This is a genomic window from Allorhodopirellula solitaria (genome assembly GCF_007859855.1).
Lineage (GTDB): Bacteria > Planctomycetota > Planctomycetia > Pirellulales > Pirellulaceae > Rhodopirellula > Rhodopirellula solitaria.
Window position 1 is genome coordinate 213,417 of the sequence record NZ_SJPK01000008.1, and the last position, 19,865, is coordinate 233,281.

Annotated in this window: 15 protein-coding genes; 8 read left to right on the forward strand and 7 right to left on the reverse strand. The window is 59.5% G+C overall.

From position 1 onward, the window contains the following. The first annotated feature begins 6 nt into the window (after positions 1 to 6). The gene (locus CA85_RS16150) at positions 7 to 2,238 is read left to right on the forward strand and encodes an AAA domain-containing protein (RefSeq protein ID WP_146392363.1); all 2,232 of its coding nucleotides are present in this window, start codon (positions 7 to 9) and stop codon (positions 2,236 to 2,238) included. Here CA85_RS16150 and CA85_RS16155 read toward each other — a convergent pair. Next, positions 2,235 to 2,753: a hypothetical protein gene (locus CA85_RS16155; RefSeq protein ID WP_146392364.1), complete on the reverse strand. Its 519-nt coding sequence runs from the start codon at positions 2,751 to 2,753 to the stop codon at positions 2,235 to 2,237. The two genes, CA85_RS16150 and CA85_RS16155, sit on opposite strands and share 4 nt — an antisense overlap. Positions 2,754 to 2,897: 144 nt before the next feature. Between CA85_RS16155 and CA85_RS16160 the strand changes: the two genes are divergently transcribed. Together CA85_RS16160 and CA85_RS16165 are read left to right on the forward strand one after the other, a co-directional pair. After that, positions 2,898 to 3,587, forward strand: a complete 690-nt coding sequence (locus CA85_RS16160) for a response regulator transcription factor (RefSeq protein ID WP_146392365.1) — start codon at positions 2,898 to 2,900, stop codon at positions 3,585 to 3,587. Further along, a complete protein-coding gene (locus CA85_RS16165) occupies positions 3,584 to 5,026 on the forward strand; it encodes a sensor histidine kinase (RefSeq protein ID WP_146392366.1) in 1,443 nt (480 codons plus the stop codon). The genes CA85_RS16160 and CA85_RS16165 overlap by 4 nt, the downstream gene beginning before the upstream one ends. A 26-nt stretch (positions 5,027 to 5,052) precedes the next feature. Here CA85_RS16165 and CA85_RS16170 read toward each other — a convergent pair whose 3' ends face one another. Then, complete coding sequence (locus CA85_RS16170) at positions 5,053 to 7,713, reverse strand: U32 family peptidase (RefSeq protein WP_146392419.1); 2,661 nt, start codon at positions 7,711 to 7,713, stop codon at positions 5,053 to 5,055. A gap of 203 nt (positions 7,714 to 7,916) precedes the next feature. Between CA85_RS16170 and CA85_RS16175 the strand changes: the two genes are divergently transcribed. Continuing rightward, positions 7,917 to 9,089: a DUF481 domain-containing protein gene (locus CA85_RS16175; protein WP_146392367.1), complete on the forward strand. Its 1,173-nt coding sequence runs from the start codon at positions 7,917 to 7,919 to the stop codon at positions 9,087 to 9,089. 433 nt (positions 9,090 to 9,522) lie between these two features. Here the strand turns inward: CA85_RS16175 and nadC are convergent, their stop codons facing one another. Next, the gene (nadC, locus tag CA85_RS16180; protein WP_146392420.1) at positions 9,523 to 10,446 is read right to left on the reverse strand and encodes a carboxylating nicotinate-nucleotide diphosphorylase; all 924 of its coding nucleotides are present in this window, start codon (positions 10,444 to 10,446) and stop codon (positions 9,523 to 9,525) included. Between the two features lie 124 nt (positions 10,447 to 10,570). Here nadC and CA85_RS16185 point away from each other — a divergent pair, with 124 nt between their 5' ends. Both CA85_RS16185 and CA85_RS16190 read left to right on the forward strand, forming a co-directional pair. Continuing rightward, entirely contained in the window at positions 10,571 to 11,125 is a 555-nt protein-coding gene (locus CA85_RS16185; RefSeq protein WP_146392368.1) for a hypothetical protein, read from the forward strand. Positions 11,126 to 11,155: 30 nt separating this feature from the next. Next, positions 11,156 to 12,160, forward strand: a complete 1,005-nt coding sequence (locus CA85_RS16190; protein WP_146392369.1) for a hypothetical protein — start codon at positions 11,156 to 11,158, stop codon at positions 12,158 to 12,160. 32 nt (positions 12,161 to 12,192) lie between these two features. Here CA85_RS16190 and sugE read toward each other — a convergent pair whose 3' ends face one another. Both sugE and CA85_RS16200 read right to left on the reverse strand, forming a co-directional pair. Then, entirely contained in the window at positions 12,193 to 12,510 is a 318-nt protein-coding gene (gene sugE / locus CA85_RS16195; protein WP_146392370.1) for a quaternary ammonium compound efflux SMR transporter SugE, read from the reverse strand. A gap of 8 nt (positions 12,511 to 12,518) precedes the next feature. Next, positions 12,519 to 13,103 (reverse strand): redoxin family protein, encoded by a 585-nt coding sequence (locus CA85_RS16200; protein ID WP_246112854.1) that lies wholly within the window; start codon positions 13,101 to 13,103, stop codon positions 12,519 to 12,521. Between the two features lie 241 nt (positions 13,104 to 13,344). Here CA85_RS16200 and CA85_RS16205 point away from each other — a divergent pair, with 241 nt between their 5' ends. Then, positions 13,345 to 14,877 carry a hypothetical protein gene (locus CA85_RS16205; protein ID WP_146392372.1) on the forward strand — a complete coding sequence of 511 codons (1,533 nt, stop codon included), beginning with the start codon at positions 13,345 to 13,347 and terminating at the stop codon, positions 14,875 to 14,877. A gap of 319 nt (positions 14,878 to 15,196) precedes the next feature. Here the strand turns inward: CA85_RS16205 and CA85_RS16210 are convergent, their stop codons facing one another. Both CA85_RS16210 and CA85_RS16215 read right to left on the reverse strand, forming a co-directional pair. Beyond that, positions 15,197 to 15,391 carry a DUF2585 family protein gene (locus CA85_RS16210; RefSeq protein ID WP_146392373.1) on the reverse strand — a complete coding sequence of 65 codons (195 nt, stop codon included), beginning with the start codon at positions 15,389 to 15,391 and terminating at the stop codon, positions 15,197 to 15,199. Continuing rightward, entirely contained in the window at positions 15,388 to 16,398 is a 1,011-nt protein-coding gene (locus tag CA85_RS16215; RefSeq protein ID WP_246112855.1) for a lysophospholipid acyltransferase family protein, read from the reverse strand. Before CA85_RS16215 ends, CA85_RS16210 begins: the two co-directional genes overlap by 4 nt. A gap of 251 nt (positions 16,399 to 16,649) precedes the next feature. On the opposite strand from CA85_RS16215, the gene CA85_RS16220 reads away from it, so the two are divergent. Continuing rightward, positions 16,650 to 19,832 (forward strand): hypothetical protein, encoded by a 3,183-nt coding sequence (locus tag CA85_RS16220; protein WP_222435464.1) that lies wholly within the window; start codon positions 16,650 to 16,652, stop codon positions 19,830 to 19,832. Positions 19,833 to 19,865 lie beyond the last annotated feature (33 nt).

Genomic DNA, 19,865 nt, shown 5'->3' on the forward strand with positions numbered 1-19,865 from the left:
CATCGCATGTCGGCACGTTCTCGTAAAGGTCGATCCGCCCGGCCAGATACCTCTCATCAGAAAAATCAACGCCAGAATCGCAGCTCGAGCGGTCATGAAGTGCGTTTAGCACAGGCCGCGGACTCCTTTGGCGATGGGATTGGGGGGCGAAGCTCGGCTGGTGGGAAGTCGGCAAAAAAGAAAAAATCGGCCAAGCATGCCAAGCTCGCCGATGCCTCCGATGCGGCACCACGCGAGGTGCCCTACCCGCAGGGTTTGCCGACGGATCGGCCGCTCGATGTCGACGACTACTTCGATCAGCTCGCTCTGTGGTTGGATCTCGAGGCCGATGCGGAGCGCGCGCGGCTGGCGCGACTCCGCCAGATTCGCAACGAGCGAGATGTTGAGAGCACGGGGCAAGCGATCGTGGGTCTCGATTTGGTCGATTACCACACTGGCTTGGCCGGGCGGTATCTCTTGGACCTGGCAAAACCGGCCCGCCAGCAACTGCCCATGAACCGGCTCAAGGTCGGTTCGCCAGTTGTATTGTCCAACGACGCGGACCCTTCCGATGAGGGCATTGCCGGTGTCGTTAGCCTACGCAAGAACCATCAGATTCAGATCGCCACGGAAGTCTTTCCTGATCCCGAGGCGCCCCAGGCCAAATCGAGCAAGCGTGCTCAAGGGGCGATCGGAGAGATTCGCTACCGATTGGATCTGTCACCCGATGAGACGACGCGCAAGCGTCAACTCGTTGCGATGGCAAGAGCTCGCACCGAGCGTGGCCGCGGTGGCCGGCTGCGGGATGTCTTGTTGGGAAGCGACTCTCCCCGCTTTGACGGAAAGAAGCTCAGTGCCGGGCCACTGAGCGCGGACACGATTGCCGAAGAACGAGCCGATCTTCGCTTTCGCACCGAGCTCAATCCGCCGCAGCAAGATGCGGTCGCATTCGCATTGCTCGCCGATGACGTTGCGATCATTCACGGGCCACCGGGGACGGGAAAAACCACGACACTGGCCGAGGTGATCGCTCAAGCGGTCGATCGCGGTGAGCGGGTGCTGGCGTGTGCGGCGAGCAATACGGCCGTCGACAATCTACTCGAACGCGTGCAGCGGCTGGTTCCCTATGTCGTCCGGGTGGGCCACCCGGCCCGTGTGTTCGAGCATTTGCGGGACTACACGCTCGACGGACAGGTCGAGAAGGATCCGTCGAGCCACGTGGTGAAGGATCTCCGCCGTGAACTCGAGCAATGCTTGCGAATGGCCCAGCGCGCCCCGGGAGGCCGCCAGCGCGGTGAGTGGTTCGCCCAGGCCGGGCGACTGCGCGGGCAGATCCGATCCTTGGAAAAATCCATCGTGCGCGGCGTCCTCGATCGTGCCGATGTGATCTGCACGACCATGACCCTCGACGAGGAATTACTCGGTGACGAGCGGTTCGATTTGATCGTCATCGATGAAGCGTGTCAGAGCACCGAAGGTGGCATGTGGCAGGCCATCCTGCGAGCCGATCGACTGATCATCGCAGGTGACCACTGTCAATTGCCACCCACCGTCCTGAGCGACGAGGCGGCAAGGATTGGGATGCGTGATTCTCTCATGCAGCGGCTCGTTCAACGCTTTGGAGAACCCGTCTACCGGCGTTTGACCGTGCAATACCGGATGCATGAAGCGATCATGAGATTCAGTAGTGATCATTTCTATGAGGGGTCGCTGATTGCTGACGCCTCGGTTCGGTCTCACCTGTTGTCCGATATCGAGGGCGTCGACCAGACGTCTCTGACCGAATCGCCGTTGCTTTGGATTGATACGGCGGGCGCGGGCTATGAGGAAGAGCTCGAACCCGATGGCCAGAGCAAACTGAATCCGGCGGAAGCAAATCTGGTTGTGGATCTCGTCCATCAACTCGTTGACGCGGGCATCGAAGGTGAGGAGATCGCGATCATTGCCCCCTACGCGGCCCAGGTGCGATTGCTTCGCTCACGACTCGATCTCGAGGGATTGCAGGTCGATACGGTCGACGGTTTTCAGGGCCGCGAGAAAGAAGTCGTGTTGTTGACAATGGTCCGCAGCAATCCGGAAGCCATCATTGGATTCTTGTCCGATCGGCGGCGTAGCAACGTGGCCATGACGCGAGCCAAGCGCAAGCTGATTATTGTCGGCGATAGCGCGACATTATGTGTTCATGAATTCTACGCCGATGTGCTGAAGTACTTTGAAGACAACAATGCTTACCAAAGCGTGTTTGAGCACGAATGCTAAAAGCCTTCGACGACACGGCGCCCAACGGCGGAGAAGATTGGCGACGGATCGTGCCACTCCGGACGCAGAATGTAGCATTGGTCAATCGCGTCAGGGTCTGAGAATAGAAACGCGATTGCGTGATCGATGGTACCGCAGTTGGCAGCGGCGTCCCAACCGTCGATTGCCAGCACTTCGTTCTCGTTGAGGTGCGCCGGCAAGGAGTCTGCGGTGTGCGGTGGGAGCACTACCGCCAGACGGCCACCCGATTCCTGTCGACGCGCCAACTTGTCCCATTGCGGTGTCCAGTGATCCGGGGCTTCGATGATCACGCCCAGACCGCTGGCGAAGCGATGATCGAGCGCACTGAAAATCTCGCCTAGATTGGCAACCGAGTGGAACGATGTCACGGAGATCGACGGAGTGCTCCTGTCGACCGGCCGAGGAGCTCCCATCATGGCGAAGCTGTTTGCCAGCGTCGGTGCGAGAGCACGGGGCAAGGGGAAAGGTGAGGTGGTGATCGTTTGCATGGACATGGTTATAATCTGCTGCAGAATAGGAATGGTTGTGCGTCAATCGGCGAGACGGTTTCCAACGACAACCATATTCTGGCACGGCACCTGAAACGCATCATGAACGTGGTCTAAAGATTTCTTCATGTTCGATAGAAAGGCTTAACGATGAGCGTCCGCATTCTCGTAATCGAAGACGATCCTGGCATCGCGGATTTCCTCGTCCGCGGGCTCGTCGAAGAGGGATATGTGGTCGAGCATGCTGCCGATGGGCGGCATGGATGGCTGCGACTGCAGTCCGAAACGTGGGACCTGGTGCTGTTGGATTGGTGGCTGCCGGGCGAGGATGGCATTCACATTCTGCAGCGATACCGACAGAAGAATCGCACCACGCCGGTGCTTTTTTTAACCGCTCGCGATGGAGTGACCGAACGCGTCACGGGGCTGGATGCGGGGGCGGACGATTACCTGACCAAACCCTTTGCTTTCGAGGAACTGCTGGCGCGAGTACGTGTCCTGCTGCGGCGTCCCAACCAATCGGACTCGGTCTATTTGGACTATCGAGACATTCGCATTGATCTGGCTCAACAGCGTGCCAGCCGCAGTGGTGAAGCACTCGATTTGACCGCGAAAGAGTTTTCGTTGCTGACCATGTTCCTTCGGAACCCTCAGCGAGTGCTTTCGCGGACCCGGATTTATGAGACGGTTTGGGACGAGAACTTTGACGGGTTGTCCAATACGCTGGAAGTGCACATCAAAGACTTGCGGCGCAAACTCGAGAAGTTTGGTCCTCGCGTCATCCAAACCCGACGCGGCCAAGGTTACATTCTCGAAGCACCTCTCTCGGCAGACGCATGACACTGACCACCCGCGTTTCCGCCTTTTTTCTCGTCATGCTCGCTGCTGCCTTGGCAGTCTACTCGCTCGCGTTCTATTCGGTCACAAGTCGGCAGATTCATTTCCAGTTTGAACGTGAGATGAGCGGTGTTCTCAACGCCTTGGTGGCAGCCGCTGAGGTGGAGGATACCGAGGTCAAGTGGCAACCCTTGGAACACTCGATCGCGTTTGGATCCCTCGATGAGTTTGGCGAGGTCGAGTGGATTGTCATCGGTGACCAACAGATCATGGTGGAGTCCGCCCGGAGCGTGGATCCAGCTTTTCAGAAGGAGGCGAGAGAATTGGTTGCCTCCAGCGTCGACCGCGGGGCACTGCATATCGAAGCGTCGCGATCAGAACCTCGGCTAATGATGTATCGACGCTTGCAAGCCCCACACCCGCAAGCGATCGCTCGCGAGCTGGATGAGTTTGACGAAGTCATGGTATTTGTCAGCCGGTCGACGGTCAAACGTGATGCGCTGCTCTGGCGGTTAACCACTCTGGTAATCCTTTTACCATTAGCGGCTTGGTTGATCGCAGCGATCCTGGGCCGTTGGGCTGTCCGGCAATCACTTCGCCCCGTTTCGAAGATGTCCGAGCAGGCCCAAATGATTGCGGGGACCGATTTTCAGACACGTCTGCAGGTAGACGATACCGGTGACGAACTCGCCGAGTTGGGGCTGGCTTTCAATCGATTACTCGATCGCCAACAGGTTGCCTTTGAGCAGCAGCGTCGCTTTGCAGGAGACGCGGCGCACGAACTCAGGTCCCCCATCACGGTGCTGATGGGAGAGATTGATGTTACTCTCCGCCGCCCACGCTCCGAAACGGAGTACCAGGGTGCACTGGAGGTGTTGCGAAAGCAAACCAAGACGCTGCAGGAGATTGTGGAATCGCTGTTGTTCTTGGCCCGGAGCGAGGGCGATGCAACGCTGCCCGAATTGCAGCCCATCGACCTACATTCCTGGCTGGACAACCATTTCCGATCCTGGGCGAACCGACCTCGCGGTACCGACCTGCAACTGCAGAACCATCTCGAGGCCTCCACCACTGTGTTGGGCACGAACTCTCTTTTAGCTCAGATTGTTGAGAACCTCGTTTCCAATGCACTGAAGTACAGCGAACCGGGGACGCCCGTGGTGGTGAGTGCGGAGTGTGTGGAGGAAGAGGTATTGATCGAGGTTGCCGATTCTGGCTACGGGATCAGCGATGCGGATCAGGAGCATCTCTTCGATGCTTTCTTTCGCTCCAGCGATGCGAGAAACCGGGGGATTGCTGGCAACGGCCTCGGGCTGGCCATTGCCAGCCGGATTGCAAATGCATTGGGCGGCAGGCTGCAGTGCACGAGCAGGCTCGGCCAAGGCAGCCGATTCGGATTGTATTTGCCCGTGAATGCTCGTCCGGAGCCAGCGGACCATTGAGGGTGAGGGGGAATGCGCGTGTGGGGCTATAGGATTGCTAGCGGATTGCGTTTCGCTTCCAGGGTTCCCCGAGTGACACCGACACGATTATCGGCCGCCAAGGATTGCCACACCTCGGTGCCGCTGATCTGGCCCGATAGCAATCGGCGGTACAGAGAGAGAATTTTCTCAGCCTCCGCGGCTGATTCATCGAGCAGCTCGACGCGGAACCAGCCGACCCCTCGGTCAACGAGCGAACTGACGACATCGGCCGCGCTTTGTGGTGTAGCGTTGTAGAGCGTGTTGCGACAGGCAATATCGGCTTGCAGAACATGCATCTTGCCCACGCGATCGCGCAGCTGCACGACGTGACGATCACAGGGCCGACCGCAGTTCGTTTTGTTTGTGCCGGGCGACAAGACACTGCAAAACACACAGTGCTCCATATGGAACATTGGCATGTGTTGATGCATCACCATTTCAATCCACTGGCCCGGCGTCGTGGAAATCAATCCGTCGAGCTGGTCCGCATTGAGGTCGTAAGAAGCGGTCACACGCTCGACGCCCCGGCCGATCAGCCATTCCGCTGAGCGGTGGTTGGCGATGTTGAGCGAAAAGTCTGCCACCGTGGGTACCCCTGCAGCGACTGCGGCATCGACCGCAGCGAGGTTTCGCGCCAACACCCCATCGGGCTGGTACTTCAATACCTGGCGTATCAATCCCATCTCGCTTGGCTTCTGCATGCGAATGGTGGCGATCCAGGTCGGGACTCCCGCGGCGCGACCGATCCGGACAGCGTCGCGGTGTGTTCGCACATCGTGAAAATCAGCGATCACCGTTTCGACACCCATCTCGGCTGCGGCGGCGAGTTGATCGACGGTCCGGCACAGCACCGAGAGCTTCGGCGCGGGAGCGTTTTCTGGTCCGGCGGGATCACGTAGGCCGTCGGTGAAGGCCATCCCAGCGGCAGCATCGACGCTGCGAGCTGGCACCTGCTCCAACTCGGAGGTGAGGCCATCGATGATCTCCCGGCGGGCTGCGTTGATCATCGCCAGCGGCACCATGGGGGCGTCCTCGATGGCCGCGTCGATTCGACCGAGATGAAACGGCGTGCCACCGAGACGGCCGAGCTTGTCGGCGAGGACTTCCGAGGTGATGGCGTGTTTGCGGGCAGATTCGAGAGGCGTCTGGGAAGTGAACTGGCACGACATCGCGGGCGGCCGGGTCTGATCGTCAATGACCCCGGTGACGCATAGCGGGTTGCCACAGTGGGCCTCGACTCGAAAATCGATCCCCCGCGTGCGGCGTGGTTTGCCACCGAAGGTTGCCGCCAATTTTTTATTGAGCTTGGGATCGTCGTTCTTGAAGACATCCGCAGCGGGCTCGATACGCAGAAAATCAATCGAGTCGCGAGCAAAGCCAATCCATACATCGCTGCCCGCTTTGGCGGTTTGCATCTTCTCGCTCGAGGGTCGGCGTCGGAGTGCGGCGGGATCTTTCCGGCGGTTGGGTGAAGACGTCCGGTCGGTAGACGTCGCCGTCGATCGATGATTTTCCTGCAGCGAATAAATCCTGCCCCCTTGATGGTTGTCAGCAAAACCGCTGCCTGCGTAGGCATCGCTCGGCGACGGGGCCGGCCGTGATGCGATCGCCAGCCCATCGCCAAGAGCAACGTCGGCGGCCAGCGTCACTCGGATCTCGTCCCCGCGAACGTCCATGACCTGGCCGAGCAAGATGCCCTGCTTGGCCGCCCGCAGGCCAGGGACCAAACGCTTGTGATCGTTGCCCTCTAACCATCCCGGGGCAAAGCCTCGAGAGAAGGAGAGCTCCATCTCCTGTCGGTCACGGTCTGTCAGCCGCACTGAACCATCAGCGACCGCTTGATCGATCGCTCGACGGTAGTGCCCGGTGATATTCGCGACGTACTCGGGCGTCTTTAGCCGACCTTCGATCTTGAGACTGTCGACGCCGGCTGAGATCATGTCAGGGATCGCTGCGTAGCCAGCCAAATCTTGCGGCGAAAGCAGGTACCGCACATCTCCCAGGTCTTGGTCTTGCCCGTCACAGACGAGTTCGTAGGGCAACCGGCACGCCTGAGCACATTGGCCGCGGTTGGCGCTTCGCCCCCCGAGCGACTCGCTCGTCAGGCATTGCCCTGAATATGCCACGCACAATGCACCGTGAATGAAAGCTTCCAGAGGCATTGCGGTCTTGGAACGGATTTTCGTGATCTCCGCGATCGATAGCTCCCGCGCCAACACCACGCGAGCCAAGCCCAGTTCCGCAGCCACCGCGATCGTCTCGGCGGAGGTCAAGCTCATCTGTGTTGAGGCATGCACCTCCAGTTCGGGGCAGATGGCACGGACGATCCGAGCGACGCCAAAGTCTTGGACCAATACCGCGTCGACCCCGGCCTCAGCAACTGCAGCGACGACCTCCACCAGGGAGGGCATTTCGGCGGGGAAGACGAGTGTATTGAGGGTCACGTAGCCCCGCACGCCGCGCCGCCGCAGCATTTTCATCAATCCGGGCAGATCGCCCACACCGAAATTTGCCGCCCGCGAGCGAGCATTGAAGCCTCGATCGACGCCGAAGTAGATTGCGTCCGCTCCGTTCTCGACCGCCGCATCGGCGCAGTCCCAGCTCCCTGCAGGGGACAGAAGTTCAGGCCTCTCGGGTGCCGGCTGGTAGGGGTGTGTGTGATCCATGGCATCAGGATACCCGCTAATCAAACCAGGCCCAGAGGCAAGCGGAGGAATCATCGATTTGATTTCTGTGGCGGCCAAGACGACGCCAGCGAACTTCGCTGCAAAAAGCTCCTCTTTCCCTCCGGCGGGCGGGTTTGTTAATCAGCAGTTTGCTCGGCTGGAATACGAGCTGACCGATCCCATTATCGACCGCGAAGGATATCATGCCGAGACAACTCACCTCCCGTCGAGCGAGCCGGAACGGGTTCCCGTGCCGCGAGTGGGTCGCCGTCGTGTTGCTCGTTCTTGTGGGAACGCCTGCCACCGCCCAACAGACACTACCAGCTCCTCCCATTTCGCCAGAGACGGGATGGCAATCTGGTCACTCGAGCTGGAACGGCGACAACTACGAAACAGTGCCGACGCCTGCCCCGACTCCGGCTGAATCCGTCGAACTGCCCATCGAACTACCCGCGGAGTGGCAAGAGAATTTCGGCTTATCCGCCCCCGGCCCATCGCAATCGGTCATGGAGTCTGTGCCCCTAAGCGACCCCGGTGACATGCAGGGCGAGGTGATTCTAACGGACCCCTCGGGGGCGTACGCGGACTATCCACTCACAGGCGATCCAGAGAGCCTCCGAGATTTGCCGATTGGTGCGGGACTCGGTGAGTCGGCCGCCATGGAGGAGCCACCACTGCACGAGGAGATCCTGAGTTGGTACGAGATTCCGTGGCAATGGATCCGCAAAGGGTGGACCAACCACGCCGAACTGGGGCTCAACGGCAGTCACGGAAACTCCGTCACCTCGGCGATTCAAACTGGTCTGGAGATGAGACGGAAAACCGATATCTACACACTCGGGATCGATTTCAATTATCGCCAGGCCAGCACGGACGGGCGGAACACCGAAAGCAACGGGCGGCTCGATGTCGACTACGACCGCCTGCTCGGCGATTCTAGCTGGACCGCGTTTGGGAAGCTCGGATTGATGTACGACAAATTCAAGTCGTTTGACCTGCGTCTGAATATGAACACTGGTCTGGGGTATTACTGGATTCGGAACGACGACACGAACTTCATCACCCGGATGGGTGCTGGTGCGTCGAGAGAGTTCGGGGCCCCGATCGACCGCTGGACGCCGGAAGCGGTGCTGGGGATGAGTTTGGATCACCAGATTTCCGAACGTCAGAAAATTATCGCGAAGCTCGACTACTTCCCGAGCTTGCGTGAACTGGGCGACTACCGAGTGGTCGCTGATCTCGCGTGGGAGACCTTGATCGATACTGCGGAAAATCTATCGCTCCGGCTCTCCGTTACCGACCGCTACGACAGCACGCCGCAGGGCGCACTTCCCAACGACGTCTATTACGCGGCGCTGCTGCTGTACAAGTTCTAAAATCGGCATGACTCGCGGCGTAATACACCACTGGGACAGCACCACTGTTGGTGTGTCACAGTTAAAAGTCAGGGTTGAACGCAGTGGACGAGGCAACGACTCCTTGGATTTGACGCTAGTTAAGGACTCGTCGCCTCCTGCCAGTTACCCACAAAACCGGATCCCCCGTCAGCTTGTCTGACAGGAATCCCGGTTTTGTGATTACCCGCATGTATCCCGAAGGAAGCGTTCTTGAGCCCCAACGGGGCGGCCCTCATGTTCGCCGCAATCCTGCCGTTCGGATGGCATGTGCAAATAGAGCCGCCCCGTTGGGGCTAGCGCGAGGTGGTGGCGTCTGAAACCCCAGGCGTTGCCTGGGGCTTTCATAGAACTGCCCCGTTGGGGCGTTGTCATGAGCTATCTTCTACCCTAAAACCAAGGCGGCACAGCACCACTAGGACCAATCCATCCCCAGGTCCAACGAGGTCGCTTGATGGGTGAGAGCCCCACTGCTGATGCGATCCACGCCTGTGCCAGCAACATCGGCGATCGTATCGATCGTGATATTGCCCGATGCCTCCAGCTCGACAGGGACCGCGGCGGCGTCGCGTTTGGAGACCGCCGAGCGGAGGTCCTCGAGCGAGAAATTATCGAGCAGGATGATGTCGATGCCACTGCTCAACACCGTTTCCATCTGGTCCAATCGATCCACTTCGATTTCGACGATCGAAGGCGCCACGAGTTGATTCATCATCCCTCCTCGCATGGCAACGGCGCGGCCAGCCGCCTCGATTGGGCTCAGCTGCGCACTGTCTTGCGACTCCGACGAGCCCCCCAGTGCCAAATGATTATCTTTGATCAGGAATCCATCGAATAGTCCGGTGCGGTGGTTATGACCACCGCCACACCGAACAGCGTACTTCTCTAACCGCCGCATTCCGGGGGTGGTTTTGCGGGTGTCGTACAAGCGGGCGTTTGTGCCAGCCAGTTTGTCGACGTAACACCGCGTTATCGTCGCGATCCCACACAATCGTGAAAGCAGGTTCAGGGTCACCCGCTCGCTGGTGAGAAGGTCGCGGGCGGATCCCGAGAGCCGCACCAATGGTGTCCCTGGGGTGAAAGCATCACCTTCGTCTACCAGCAGTTCTGTCGTTAATTCCGCGTCGAACTCGTCGATGATCCAAGGTGTCAGTGCGATTCCGGCGGCGATCCCATGTGCACGCGATACGATCTCGCAAGCGCCTCGGCGCTCGGCGTCAATCATGGCGATCGTCGTCCAGTCGACGGCGACGTCGAGGTCCTCCGCAATCGCTAGCCGCACGAGTTGACGCAAGTCATTTTCGAGGCGATCGTCGATTTCAACGGGGGTATAATCCAGGGGGGTGTGTGATGAGTCCAACGTCGACCTTTCGTTGAGTCGTGGCGGTGTGGTAGTGATGTCATCGGCATGCCGGCGACGATGCCAGTGACCTGCGGAAGCCTGTGACCGGGGAAGGATCAATATGATAGGCGAATACAAAATCAACCGTACCACCCGTCGCTGCAGCGTGGGAGACCGCCCCCTTGAACCGGGCGAGTACTACTACAGTGTCGTGACCGAAGAGGATGAGGACTTTCGTCGCTTCGATATCGCAGCGGATGCCTGGGAGGGGCCCCCCGAGGGCTGCATCGGCCATTGGAAAAATCGCGTCCCCCTGCCGGAGGAAAAGAAACGAGAGCTGGCGCCGCCCGAGGTCCTGATTGAGCTTCTCCGGTCGATGGCTGAGCAGCCGAACATGGTCAAGATGCGGTACTTGCTCGCGCTGATGCTGCTCCGCAAACGGCAGCTCAAGCCGCACGAGGATGCCACGTTGATCCGATCGGAGCCCGCAGCCACGCAGGGGCCGGGTGGCAGACCGAGCGGCGAGGGGGCGAACTCGCCAGAGGTTGATACGTTGCAGCTGGAATCGAGCATCGACGGATCGGTCCTTTCGATCGTGGTAGCTGACATTGCCTCGAGCGAAGCGGAAAGCCTACAAGAGCAACTTGTCGACCTGCTCTACCGCGACGTCGAATAACCGATCTTGGCAAGGGAGCCAGTTCTCGCAATGCATGATGCACGCACCAAAACGGTCCTTCGATCTGCCTTGGCTCTCGGCCTGGTTCTGTCGGGTGGCTGTGTTCGCAACGCAACGGTTGCCAATCTGCCGCCTCCGCCGGTTGTCCTGCCAGCGGCGCCGGACATCAACGCGCTCGCTGCTGCGGTCAATCGTACTGACGCGATTCGTGAGTTGTCGACCAATTCGGCGACGCTCGATGTGCTCAGCATGACCGCCGTGCCGAAGTTGACAGCGACGATGCACTTGCAGCGCGAGCGAAACTTTCGGCTCAAGGCAAGCATCCCACTGATCATGGGCAGCGGCATCGATCTGGGCAGCAACTCGAAGGAATTCTGGTTCGAGGTTCCCGAGGGGATGTCGCAAACTCTCTACTATGCCAATCATGAACAGTATTCCCACAATCTCCAGCGGGCGATTCTTCCCGTCGACCCAAGTTGGCTGATCGAAGCGATCGGGTTGGCCCGGCTTGATCCGACCACCGTGATTGCGGGCCCGGTTACCCGCACCGACGGTTTGATCGAAGTTCGCAACTCGGTATCGACCGCTGCGGGAACGTACCAGCGAGTTTGTTTCATCGAGCCGACTGCGGGCTACATCAGTCATCTCTTTCTGTACTCACCCAACGGACGATTGGTCGCCAAGAGCTTTTCGAGCGAACACGAGTACTTTGAGAGTGTCGACAGTGTGCTGCCGCACCGTGTGAAGATCGAGCTCTTCCCCAGCGCGGGGCCGCCGTTGGCGATGCAGTTGCACGTGCCAACCTATAGCATCAATCAGTTGCTATCGGGGGATCCTCAGTTGTTTCAAATGCCAGCGACTGAGAATCGGCTCGACCTGCTGCAGATGACAGGCATGCCGCAAGCGACCTCCTATTCACCCCCGCCGGGAACCTCCGCCTGGGCGGAGCCAACGACCACTGCGGCTGGCACGCCCTCGCAGTACACCGCTGCCGCGCCGACGGGAAATCCAATGCGTGGCGTCCGCTACGAATAGCAGGCACCACGCAGTTCTGAATCGCCGGCGGATCATCCCGCTAGCTTCAGCCCAACGATTCCAGCGACGATTAACGCCATGCAGGCGACTCGCGTCATCGAGGCGGGCTCGCCCAGTAACACGATGCCGAGAGTCGCTGTTCCCACGGCACCGATGCCGGTCCAGATCGCATAGCTGGTACCGATCGGAATCTCCTTCACGGCCACCGCCAGGAAGTAGAAGCTAGCTGCCATCGTGGCGAGCGTCAGCACACTGGGCCAGAGGCGCGTCCAGCCCTCGGTGTACTTCAGGCCGATCGCCCAGCCGATCTCAAGGAAACCGGCGATTATCAAATAGATCCATGCTGACATCAGGGACCCTACAGCGCCGCCAAGACATCGTCCGCTTTGACGCGGCCGCGATGGCTGTTACTGACGTTCATAAACGAGATTTTTCCTGAGCGATCGACGACGATCGTTGACGGGTACGCCGTTTCCCGAGGGGCGTCCCAGCGCAGGCCGTAGGCATTGGTGAATTGATATCCGGGGTCCAGCAGAAACGTCATCGGCCGTGGCAGCTTCGTGCCGTGCAGAAACTCGTCGGCATGCTTTGCAAGCTGCGATTCATCACCGGGATAAACCAGGAGGACTCGCACGCCCTTCTCGGCGAACTGGTCGGCGTGCTTGACGAGGTCCGCGACTTGGGCCGAGCAGGCAGGGCATTGATAGCCGGGGTAACCCCGCAGTACCACGACCACGACCGGTCCCTTCTCGTTGACCTCGCTGAATTTAACGTCACCGGAAAGTTCGCCAGCGACCGCTGGGAGCGTGAAGTCCTTCGCGGTTTGGCCTTCGGCCAACTTTGTGCCGGACCCCTTCGATCGGTTTGCCGCATCGGACTGTGCCATCACCGGTACGGCGGCGACGGTGGCGAGAAGGAAAGAGCAAGTGGCAAGCAATGGCATCGCGGTCTTCATGGGGTACCTCAAGGTTTTCGAGCTAAAAATAGATTCAATCGCCGGCCGGGCAACGCACGGGTGAGTCTACCTCTCCGGTCGATAAGGGAGCAAATGGTCATTGCCGCCTTTCGTCCGCCATCAATCAGGCGGTGCTGCCACGCATGATAGCTGATGACGGTCGGTCAAACGTGTAGAATGGATTGAAGACGCTCCATGAGTTCCTCGGCAACACGAAGGAGAACGCAAGATGACACGGTACAACGCAACCGACCCCAGACGCGAATTTTTTAAGAAGGTGGTCGTCACGGGGGCCACACTGTCGCTAGCGGAGTTTGGATTTCTAAGGCGATTGCCGTCGGTTTCAGCAGCGGATACCCAATTGCCCGCTGACGCCGTCGCGTTCTCACCTGATATCGAGCCGCTCGTTCGCCTCCTCGAAGACACCCCGCGAGAAAAGGTGATCGAGGCCTTTGCGGCGCAAATTCAATCCGGGACGAGCTACCGAGAGGTGCTCGCAGCACTGCTTCTCGCGGGAGTTCGCAATGTCCAGCCTCGGCCCAGCGTAGGGTTTAAATTTCACGCGGTTTTGGTTGTCAACTCGGCGCATCTGGCCAGCATCAATTCGCCGAGTACCGATCGCTGGCTGCCGATTTTCTGGGCGTTGGATTACTTCAAGTCCGCTCAGGCTCGCGACGTCAACGAGAATGATTGGACCCTGTCGGCGGTGGACGAATCCAAAGTGCCGCCATCGCACCAGGCCAAGAAAGCCTTCACCGCTGCCATGGACGCGTGGGATGTCGAAGCCGCCGACGTGGCGATCGCGGGGCTCTGCCGGTCCGCTCCAGCGACCGAGGTTTTCGATACGCTCGCCCACTACGGTTGTCGGGACTACCGCAGTATCGGCCACAAATCAATCTACGTCGCTAATGCCTATCGCACTCTCCAGTGCATCGGATGGAGGTATGCCGAGCCCGTGCTTCGCTCGCTCGTCTATGCTTTACTCAATCACAACGGCGAGCCCAATCCAGCCAAGTCCCAGCTAAAGCCTGACGCCGCTTGGCAGGTAACCCAAGAAAAGCTTCCCGGTCTGCGCTCCAACTGGAGTCATGGTCGGTTCGATGCGGGGGCGACTCGATCTCTGCTCGATACCCTCCGCAGTGCCACTCCCGAAGAGGCGGTCGCGGCGACCGCTGAGTTGATCGCTAACGAGGTGTCGCCTCAATCGATCAGCGACGCGCTGTTCCTCTCATCGGCTGAAATGCTCCGGCAGCAGCCTGGGATCGTTTCGCTGCACTCGGCGACAACGACCAATGCGGTGCAGTACGCCTATCGTACTGCCTATCGCGACTCAACTCGCCGGGAGTTACTGCTCCAGAATGCTGCTTTCATCCCCTATTTCCGCGAATCCATGCGATCGCGGGGAAATGTCGGAGAACAGCGGATCGATGCGGACGCCGTCTCGAGCGAACCGGCTGAAGTCGCCGGCGTGGAAGAGATTTTCACATCCGTTTCCAGCAACCGGCAGCGGGCGGCGTCTGAGATGCAAGCTTTTCTTGCCTCCGGGGCTCGCCCCGAAACGCTCATTCATGCGGCCCGGCGGCTCGTGTTCTTGAAAGGAAACGATGCTCACGACTACAAGTTCAGTTCCGCAGCGTTGGAGGACTTCTATGCCGTTTCGCCCGAGTTTCGAAATGCCTACCTCGCCAGTGCCGCGTACTTGCTACCGGGCAGCCAAGATCGCGACAATGGGCTGGTCGAACGTGTCCAGAATGCGTTGTGAGCGCCGGTTCCCAGCGAAACGAAGGCAACAGATGGCTCATCACAACGCCCCAACGGGGCAGTCCTGTGATAGCCCCAGGCAACGCCTGGAGTTTCAGGCTGTAGAGCCCCGCAGGTCTTCCTGCGCCGGAGGCGTTGAAGAGAATAGCCGTCGGTCAGCGCAGCGCCACCTGCGGTGTCTCGTTGGTGGTGGAACGTCGACCCCGAAGTGGGTCGCAGATCCCTCATGAACGATCTTCCACCCCATTCGGGGTTGGCTCTTGCGTCTCGCGTCGTATCCGGTGGTGTTCGCTTGCGCTCAAACCTCCGGCTATTTTCTATCATCCCTGACGGGATACTTCTGGATATCGAGTGAACATGAGGACCGCCTCGTTGGAGATCGAGAACGCTTTGATGGGGCAGATCAGCACGATCACATTGAGTAGCAGGGAATCGCGGATCGTGATCAAAAGAATGATCTCGGCTAGCAGGATCAATTCAAGAGACCACCGGAAGCGAAGCTGCGATGCGATCACGCGGCCTGCGTATCCGTTTGCGACTGATTATCACGATTCGAGCTGAGAGCGCGCGCCTTCTCAAGTCGCTTGGCGACACGGGGCGGGGGTGTTCGCCAGCGGCGATGGAGCCACCAGTATTGTTCGGGGGCCAGGTCGATGAACCGCTCGAGTTGGCGGTTGTACCAATGGGTGAGCGAATCAACGGACTCGCACGCCGCGGTGCTGCGTTCGTCCTGGTCGTCAGCGAGTGGATCGACCATCTCCAGCATGGCGGATTCGAACTGCATCGGGCGCCCATCGACTCGGCGGGTATAGAGGGCCAGCATCGGGGCTTCGTTGGTGAGCGAAAACAGTGCCAACGCTTTGTGGCAGGATGCCGGAATGCCACAGAAGTCGACCCACAGTCCCTTGTCGCCTGCGTGCTGGTCCGCCAGAAGCGAAAGTGCTCCACCTTCTCGCATGAACTGGTCCACGACTGGGGCACAGCCATTCTTGTCGACGAGTCGCTGGCCCTTGGCACTGCGGAAACGGTCGACCCAATCGTGGAGGTGTGGGTTGTCGAGCGTGCGGGCGATCGCGAGAGTCTTCAGTCCCATCAGTCCCAGCGAGTAACTGCCAATCTCGAAATTACCAAAATGACCGCTGACGAGCACTGAGGGTCGCCGCGATAGGCTTGTGGCCAGAATCTGCTGGTTGCCGCTCAGGCGGATGTGATCGGTCCAGTTCGCCAGGTGCAGACGGCGCTGTGCCCACGCGATCTCACAAACCATCAGCATCAAGTGGTGCCACATCCCGAGCGTCAGTTGTCGACGCTGCTCCGGCGACGCCGTTGGGTACACCTTCTCCAGGGTGTCGACCATGATGCGGCGGCGAATCGCAAGGGGGCCCGACAGTGCGAGCGCAAGGCCGCGGCAGAGGTGGTCGCCCATGTCCAGCGGCAAGACTTGGATGACCGCCACGACCATCCGCACGATCGCGTAGGCAAAAGCGTCGGACATTGCAGGCGTCATGGTTCGGCTCGGCATCGATCACCGCTCCTTGGCGGCGTGTGTGGCAGGGACAGGCGACTGGCGTGCAGTCGTCCTATTCTGACAGGTTGCAGGGCTTGGCAACCAGACCGATTACTGGGCAGACCGATTACTGGGCGGGAGGGCGTCACACGGAGACCTGGAAAAAAGCGGACTTGTGACAGCAATCTCGAAATCGCTAGGCTTCGATGTCGTCCTTTTCTCTGTCTCTCCCATGATCCTATTCGAGCGCGAGCGACGTAATTATTGTGTTTCGGTACCTAAGCAACAGCGTCTTTCTTCCGTCCAGCGTTGTCCGCCCTGGTGTCGTGGCGGCGATGATCGTTACCGCTCTGAGCGTTGCATCCGCCGGGGATGCTCAAACGCCTTTGGTTTTGACAGCCGGTGCGACCGACACGGGATCGGACGGCCCGGCTCGATTGCCTGTCGTCCTGACGGCGGGATCGGATCAAACGCGTGGCCAGATTGTGCTAGGAGAAGAACACCGCGTGGGTAGCGATGCGCCCTCTGAGGACGGTGATTCCGAGGCGAAATTCAATCTTTTGGCAGTGTCGATGCTCGACCAGAAAGTGGTCGAGAAATGTGAGCTAACGCTTGTCCCGGCAACCGGGGAGACCGCCGACCCAGCAATCCAAGACAATCCGGCTGGAACCGAATACTGGGCGTTCGAGTTTTCTGAGCCACTACCCAGCGGTGTCTACGAGCTTGTGCTCGAACCGGCCGGTTCGGTGAGTTCTCGCTTTCGAGAGCTGCTAACATGGCAGCGTGGAGACGCAGATGAGAGCCATCTCCCGTCCGACCAGGCCCTCGGTGAACGCACTTGGCCAGTGATCGTATTGCCGCGTGTCCCAGCCAGCCAGCGAACGGACGCAGCCTCGGCCACTGCCGCACCGCTCGACGCGTCGGAGCAGCCTGCTCCTTTCGGCCGTCGCCTATTGGCACGTTGGGCTGGTTTTACTGACATGAACGCGAATAGCCAATCGCTCACGTACTCCACCCTTGGCATGTCGTCATTGACACGCATTCTGAGCCGTTCTGATCGAGAAGTAATGAGCCCATCTCAACGCTGGTTCGAGATCCTGCACCGAATGGATGAGCGGCTTGATCAAATCGTCACTGCCGGAGCCGATGGTATTGCGATTGATAGCCTGTCACCGGCGACCGCCGACGAACACGAGATGCTTCTGATGCAGTGCCTCTACGCGAAAGCCAGGCAAGTCGAACTGGAGGTGTGGCAATTCAATCCGATAGCCGAATCGATGAAGGTACCTGAGGATGGTTCCGCAGTGGAACTGGTGGATCTGCAGCAATTGGCGTCGTGGCCACCGGACGAAGATTCGCCTTCGATGCGGAAAGCGGCCAATTTCCTGCGTTCGCCGCTGCGAACGATCTCCAGTCAGTTCCCCGCTGACGTGCGAGCGGCGCCCGACGCGGATCTCCTCTGTTTTGGCTTTGAAGACTCCTCGGATATCGCCATGGAACTCAACGCCACCTCGAGCGAATCGATGGGCGGCGCGGTAGTCGATTCTCCTCCCTCGCCCGTGACAAATCACGACGCTGCATTTCAAGCAGACGCATGGCGGGCGGATTGGTCGTCATGGTGTATCCGTCATTCGAAGTCAAACGACCAGCATGGATTGGTCGTCGATGAAACCATGTTGTGCAGGAACACGGAATCGCGTTCTTGCACGGCAGGCGATATCGGGAGGTTATGGAAAGCCTGTTGGTCGGCCGACTCCCGATGGCTGCAGGACTCTCGCCTTTCTAGCGACGGCAAAGATAATGGGATGTCTGAACGATCCTTGGTCCAGGTGCGGCATGCTGGAATCGGGGAAGGAACCCTGTTGGTTTGTATCAATCAGGCCCCCTGGCCGATGAGGGTTCGGTTCCCGCTCGCAGATCTCGTTCGCTGGTCATCGGCTGCACCCTCGGAGGTGGGGACGGTGCCAGTCGTGTCGCCTGAGACGTCGAATCGAGGGTCGTCGCTCATGATCCCCGCCTCGTCCATGGTAGTCTGTTTCGCGGAACAGCGAATCTCGCCGACGATGCGGTATGCGTCGGAAACGGATGATCCCACACGCCGCGTTGCGGAGGTAACTCGCCAAGTCACGACGATCGTCGAGAATCTCGGGATCCTCGGTGAACTGGCGTGTATCTCGGCGCGGTCCAATGCGATGTCGAATCAAGTCGCCGCGGCGACGGGCGAGCGTCCGCAACGCACGCTGATCCGTCAAGCCTCAGCGGTCCGTGCGACGAACCTATCCGCGTCGTCGTCTGAGGAATCTCCAGATGATGCGTCGTTTTGGTCGCGAGAGCGATGGGGCATCGGTCGCGCCGTCGCGTCGAGCGATCCCCAGCGATCGCGTCTGACACAGGCCGTCTCTACCGTTGAGAAAGACTCGTCGACATCCAGCGAGAAGCGGAGAGTTTCTACGCTGCGCGGCGTAGCTCAATCCGAGTGCCGAAATCTTGTCAGCAATGGTGGCTTTGAACTGCCGCATGAAATTGGTGTGCCTGGCTGGATGCATGCCCACCACCCACGTGGCGCTGTCGATATCGACACGTTGGTCTGCAGTGAAGGTAGCCAATCGATTCGATTGAGTGGAAAGACCCACTCGGGGGCCTCCGCATGGCTGATCAGTCGCGAGATTGCGCAGCCGACCGCCGGGCGTTTGGGGATCTCGATGTCCTTGCGCGGCGAACCACCGCAGCTGGCGGATTCCCAGAAATCGGGCGGCGATTCACTCCCAAAGGCCAATCTGATCGAGCTTCGAGTCGCGATCGAGGGAGAACGCAATGGGCAGCCAATCCGTCATAGTGCGACAGTGCAGGTCCCCCGCAACGGCAAATGGCAGCCGGGAAGGTTTGTGCTCGAATGGCTCGACGTCGACCCGTACCAGGACCAGAATCTGCGTATCACGATTGACAATCTGTCGTATTCGGTCGTCTGGATCGATGATATTGTCGTCACGGACTATTTCGCGAGTGCTAGCGAGCGATCCGATTTGCAAAGCCTTGCGTATCTAGCCGTACAGGGGGTGCAACACTCCAATTTAAAACCCGCCGCGAGGCTGCTGAACAACTATTGGGCGCAAGATCTGCTGCGTATCGCCCAACTTCCAGCGAATTTCGACGACAAAGGAGATGGCAAGACCGCACGCTCGTCAGACGACCGCGATGCGGGAGATCGATTCCGAGCCGTTCGGAGGGATAGCCCTGCATGGGGAGAGGCGCCGGAGCGGAAGGGCGGGGCGAATTCGAAAGTCGGGGTTTCAGATGTCTCGCTGCCCGTATCGCAGTTACCCCCCCTGCCGTCGGCACAGGAACGCGCATCGGTTTCCGCTCCCACAGTGACTCACGACACGAGCGAATCGGCTGGCTCCTTCTCCGGGAAAATTCGACGGTGGTTGCCCGACCCGCTCAAGTTCTGATGTCCACACAGCCTCTTGGGGCTGGGTATGATC

Coding starts and splice junctions, on each gene's coding strand:
- CA85_RS16150 (WP_146392363.1), top strand. CDS start 7: ATGTCGGCACGTTCTCGTAAAGGTCGATCCGCCCGGCCAGATACCTCT.
- CA85_RS16155 (WP_146392364.1), bottom strand. CDS start 2,753: ATGTCCATGCAAACGATCACCACCTCACCTTTCCCCTTGCCCCGTGCT.
- CA85_RS16160 (WP_146392365.1), top strand. CDS start 2,898: ATGAGCGTCCGCATTCTCGTAATCGAAGACGATCCTGGCATCGCGGAT.
- CA85_RS16165 (WP_146392366.1), top strand. CDS start 3,584: ATGACACTGACCACCCGCGTTTCCGCCTTTTTTCTCGTCATGCTCGCT.
- CA85_RS16170 (WP_146392419.1), bottom strand. CDS start 7,713: ATGGATCACACACACCCCTACCAGCCGGCACCCGAGAGGCCTGAACTT.
- CA85_RS16175 (WP_146392367.1), top strand. CDS start 7,917: ATGCCGAGACAACTCACCTCCCGTCGAGCGAGCCGGAACGGGTTCCCG.
- CA85_RS16185 (WP_146392368.1), top strand. CDS start 10,571: ATGATAGGCGAATACAAAATCAACCGTACCACCCGTCGCTGCAGCGTG.
- CA85_RS16190 (WP_146392369.1), top strand. CDS start 11,156: ATGCATGATGCACGCACCAAAACGGTCCTTCGATCTGCCTTGGCTCTC.
- sugE (WP_146392370.1), bottom strand. CDS start 12,510: ATGTCAGCATGGATCTATTTGATAATCGCCGGTTTCCTTGAGATCGGC.
- CA85_RS16200 (WP_246112854.1), bottom strand. CDS start 13,103: ATGCCATTGCTTGCCACTTGCTCTTTCCTTCTCGCCACCGTCGCCGCC.
- CA85_RS16205 (WP_146392372.1), top strand. CDS start 13,345: ATGACACGGTACAACGCAACCGACCCCAGACGCGAATTTTTTAAGAAG.
- CA85_RS16215 (WP_246112855.1), bottom strand. CDS start 16,398: ATGCCGAGCCGAACCATGACGCCTGCAATGTCCGACGCTTTTGCCTAC.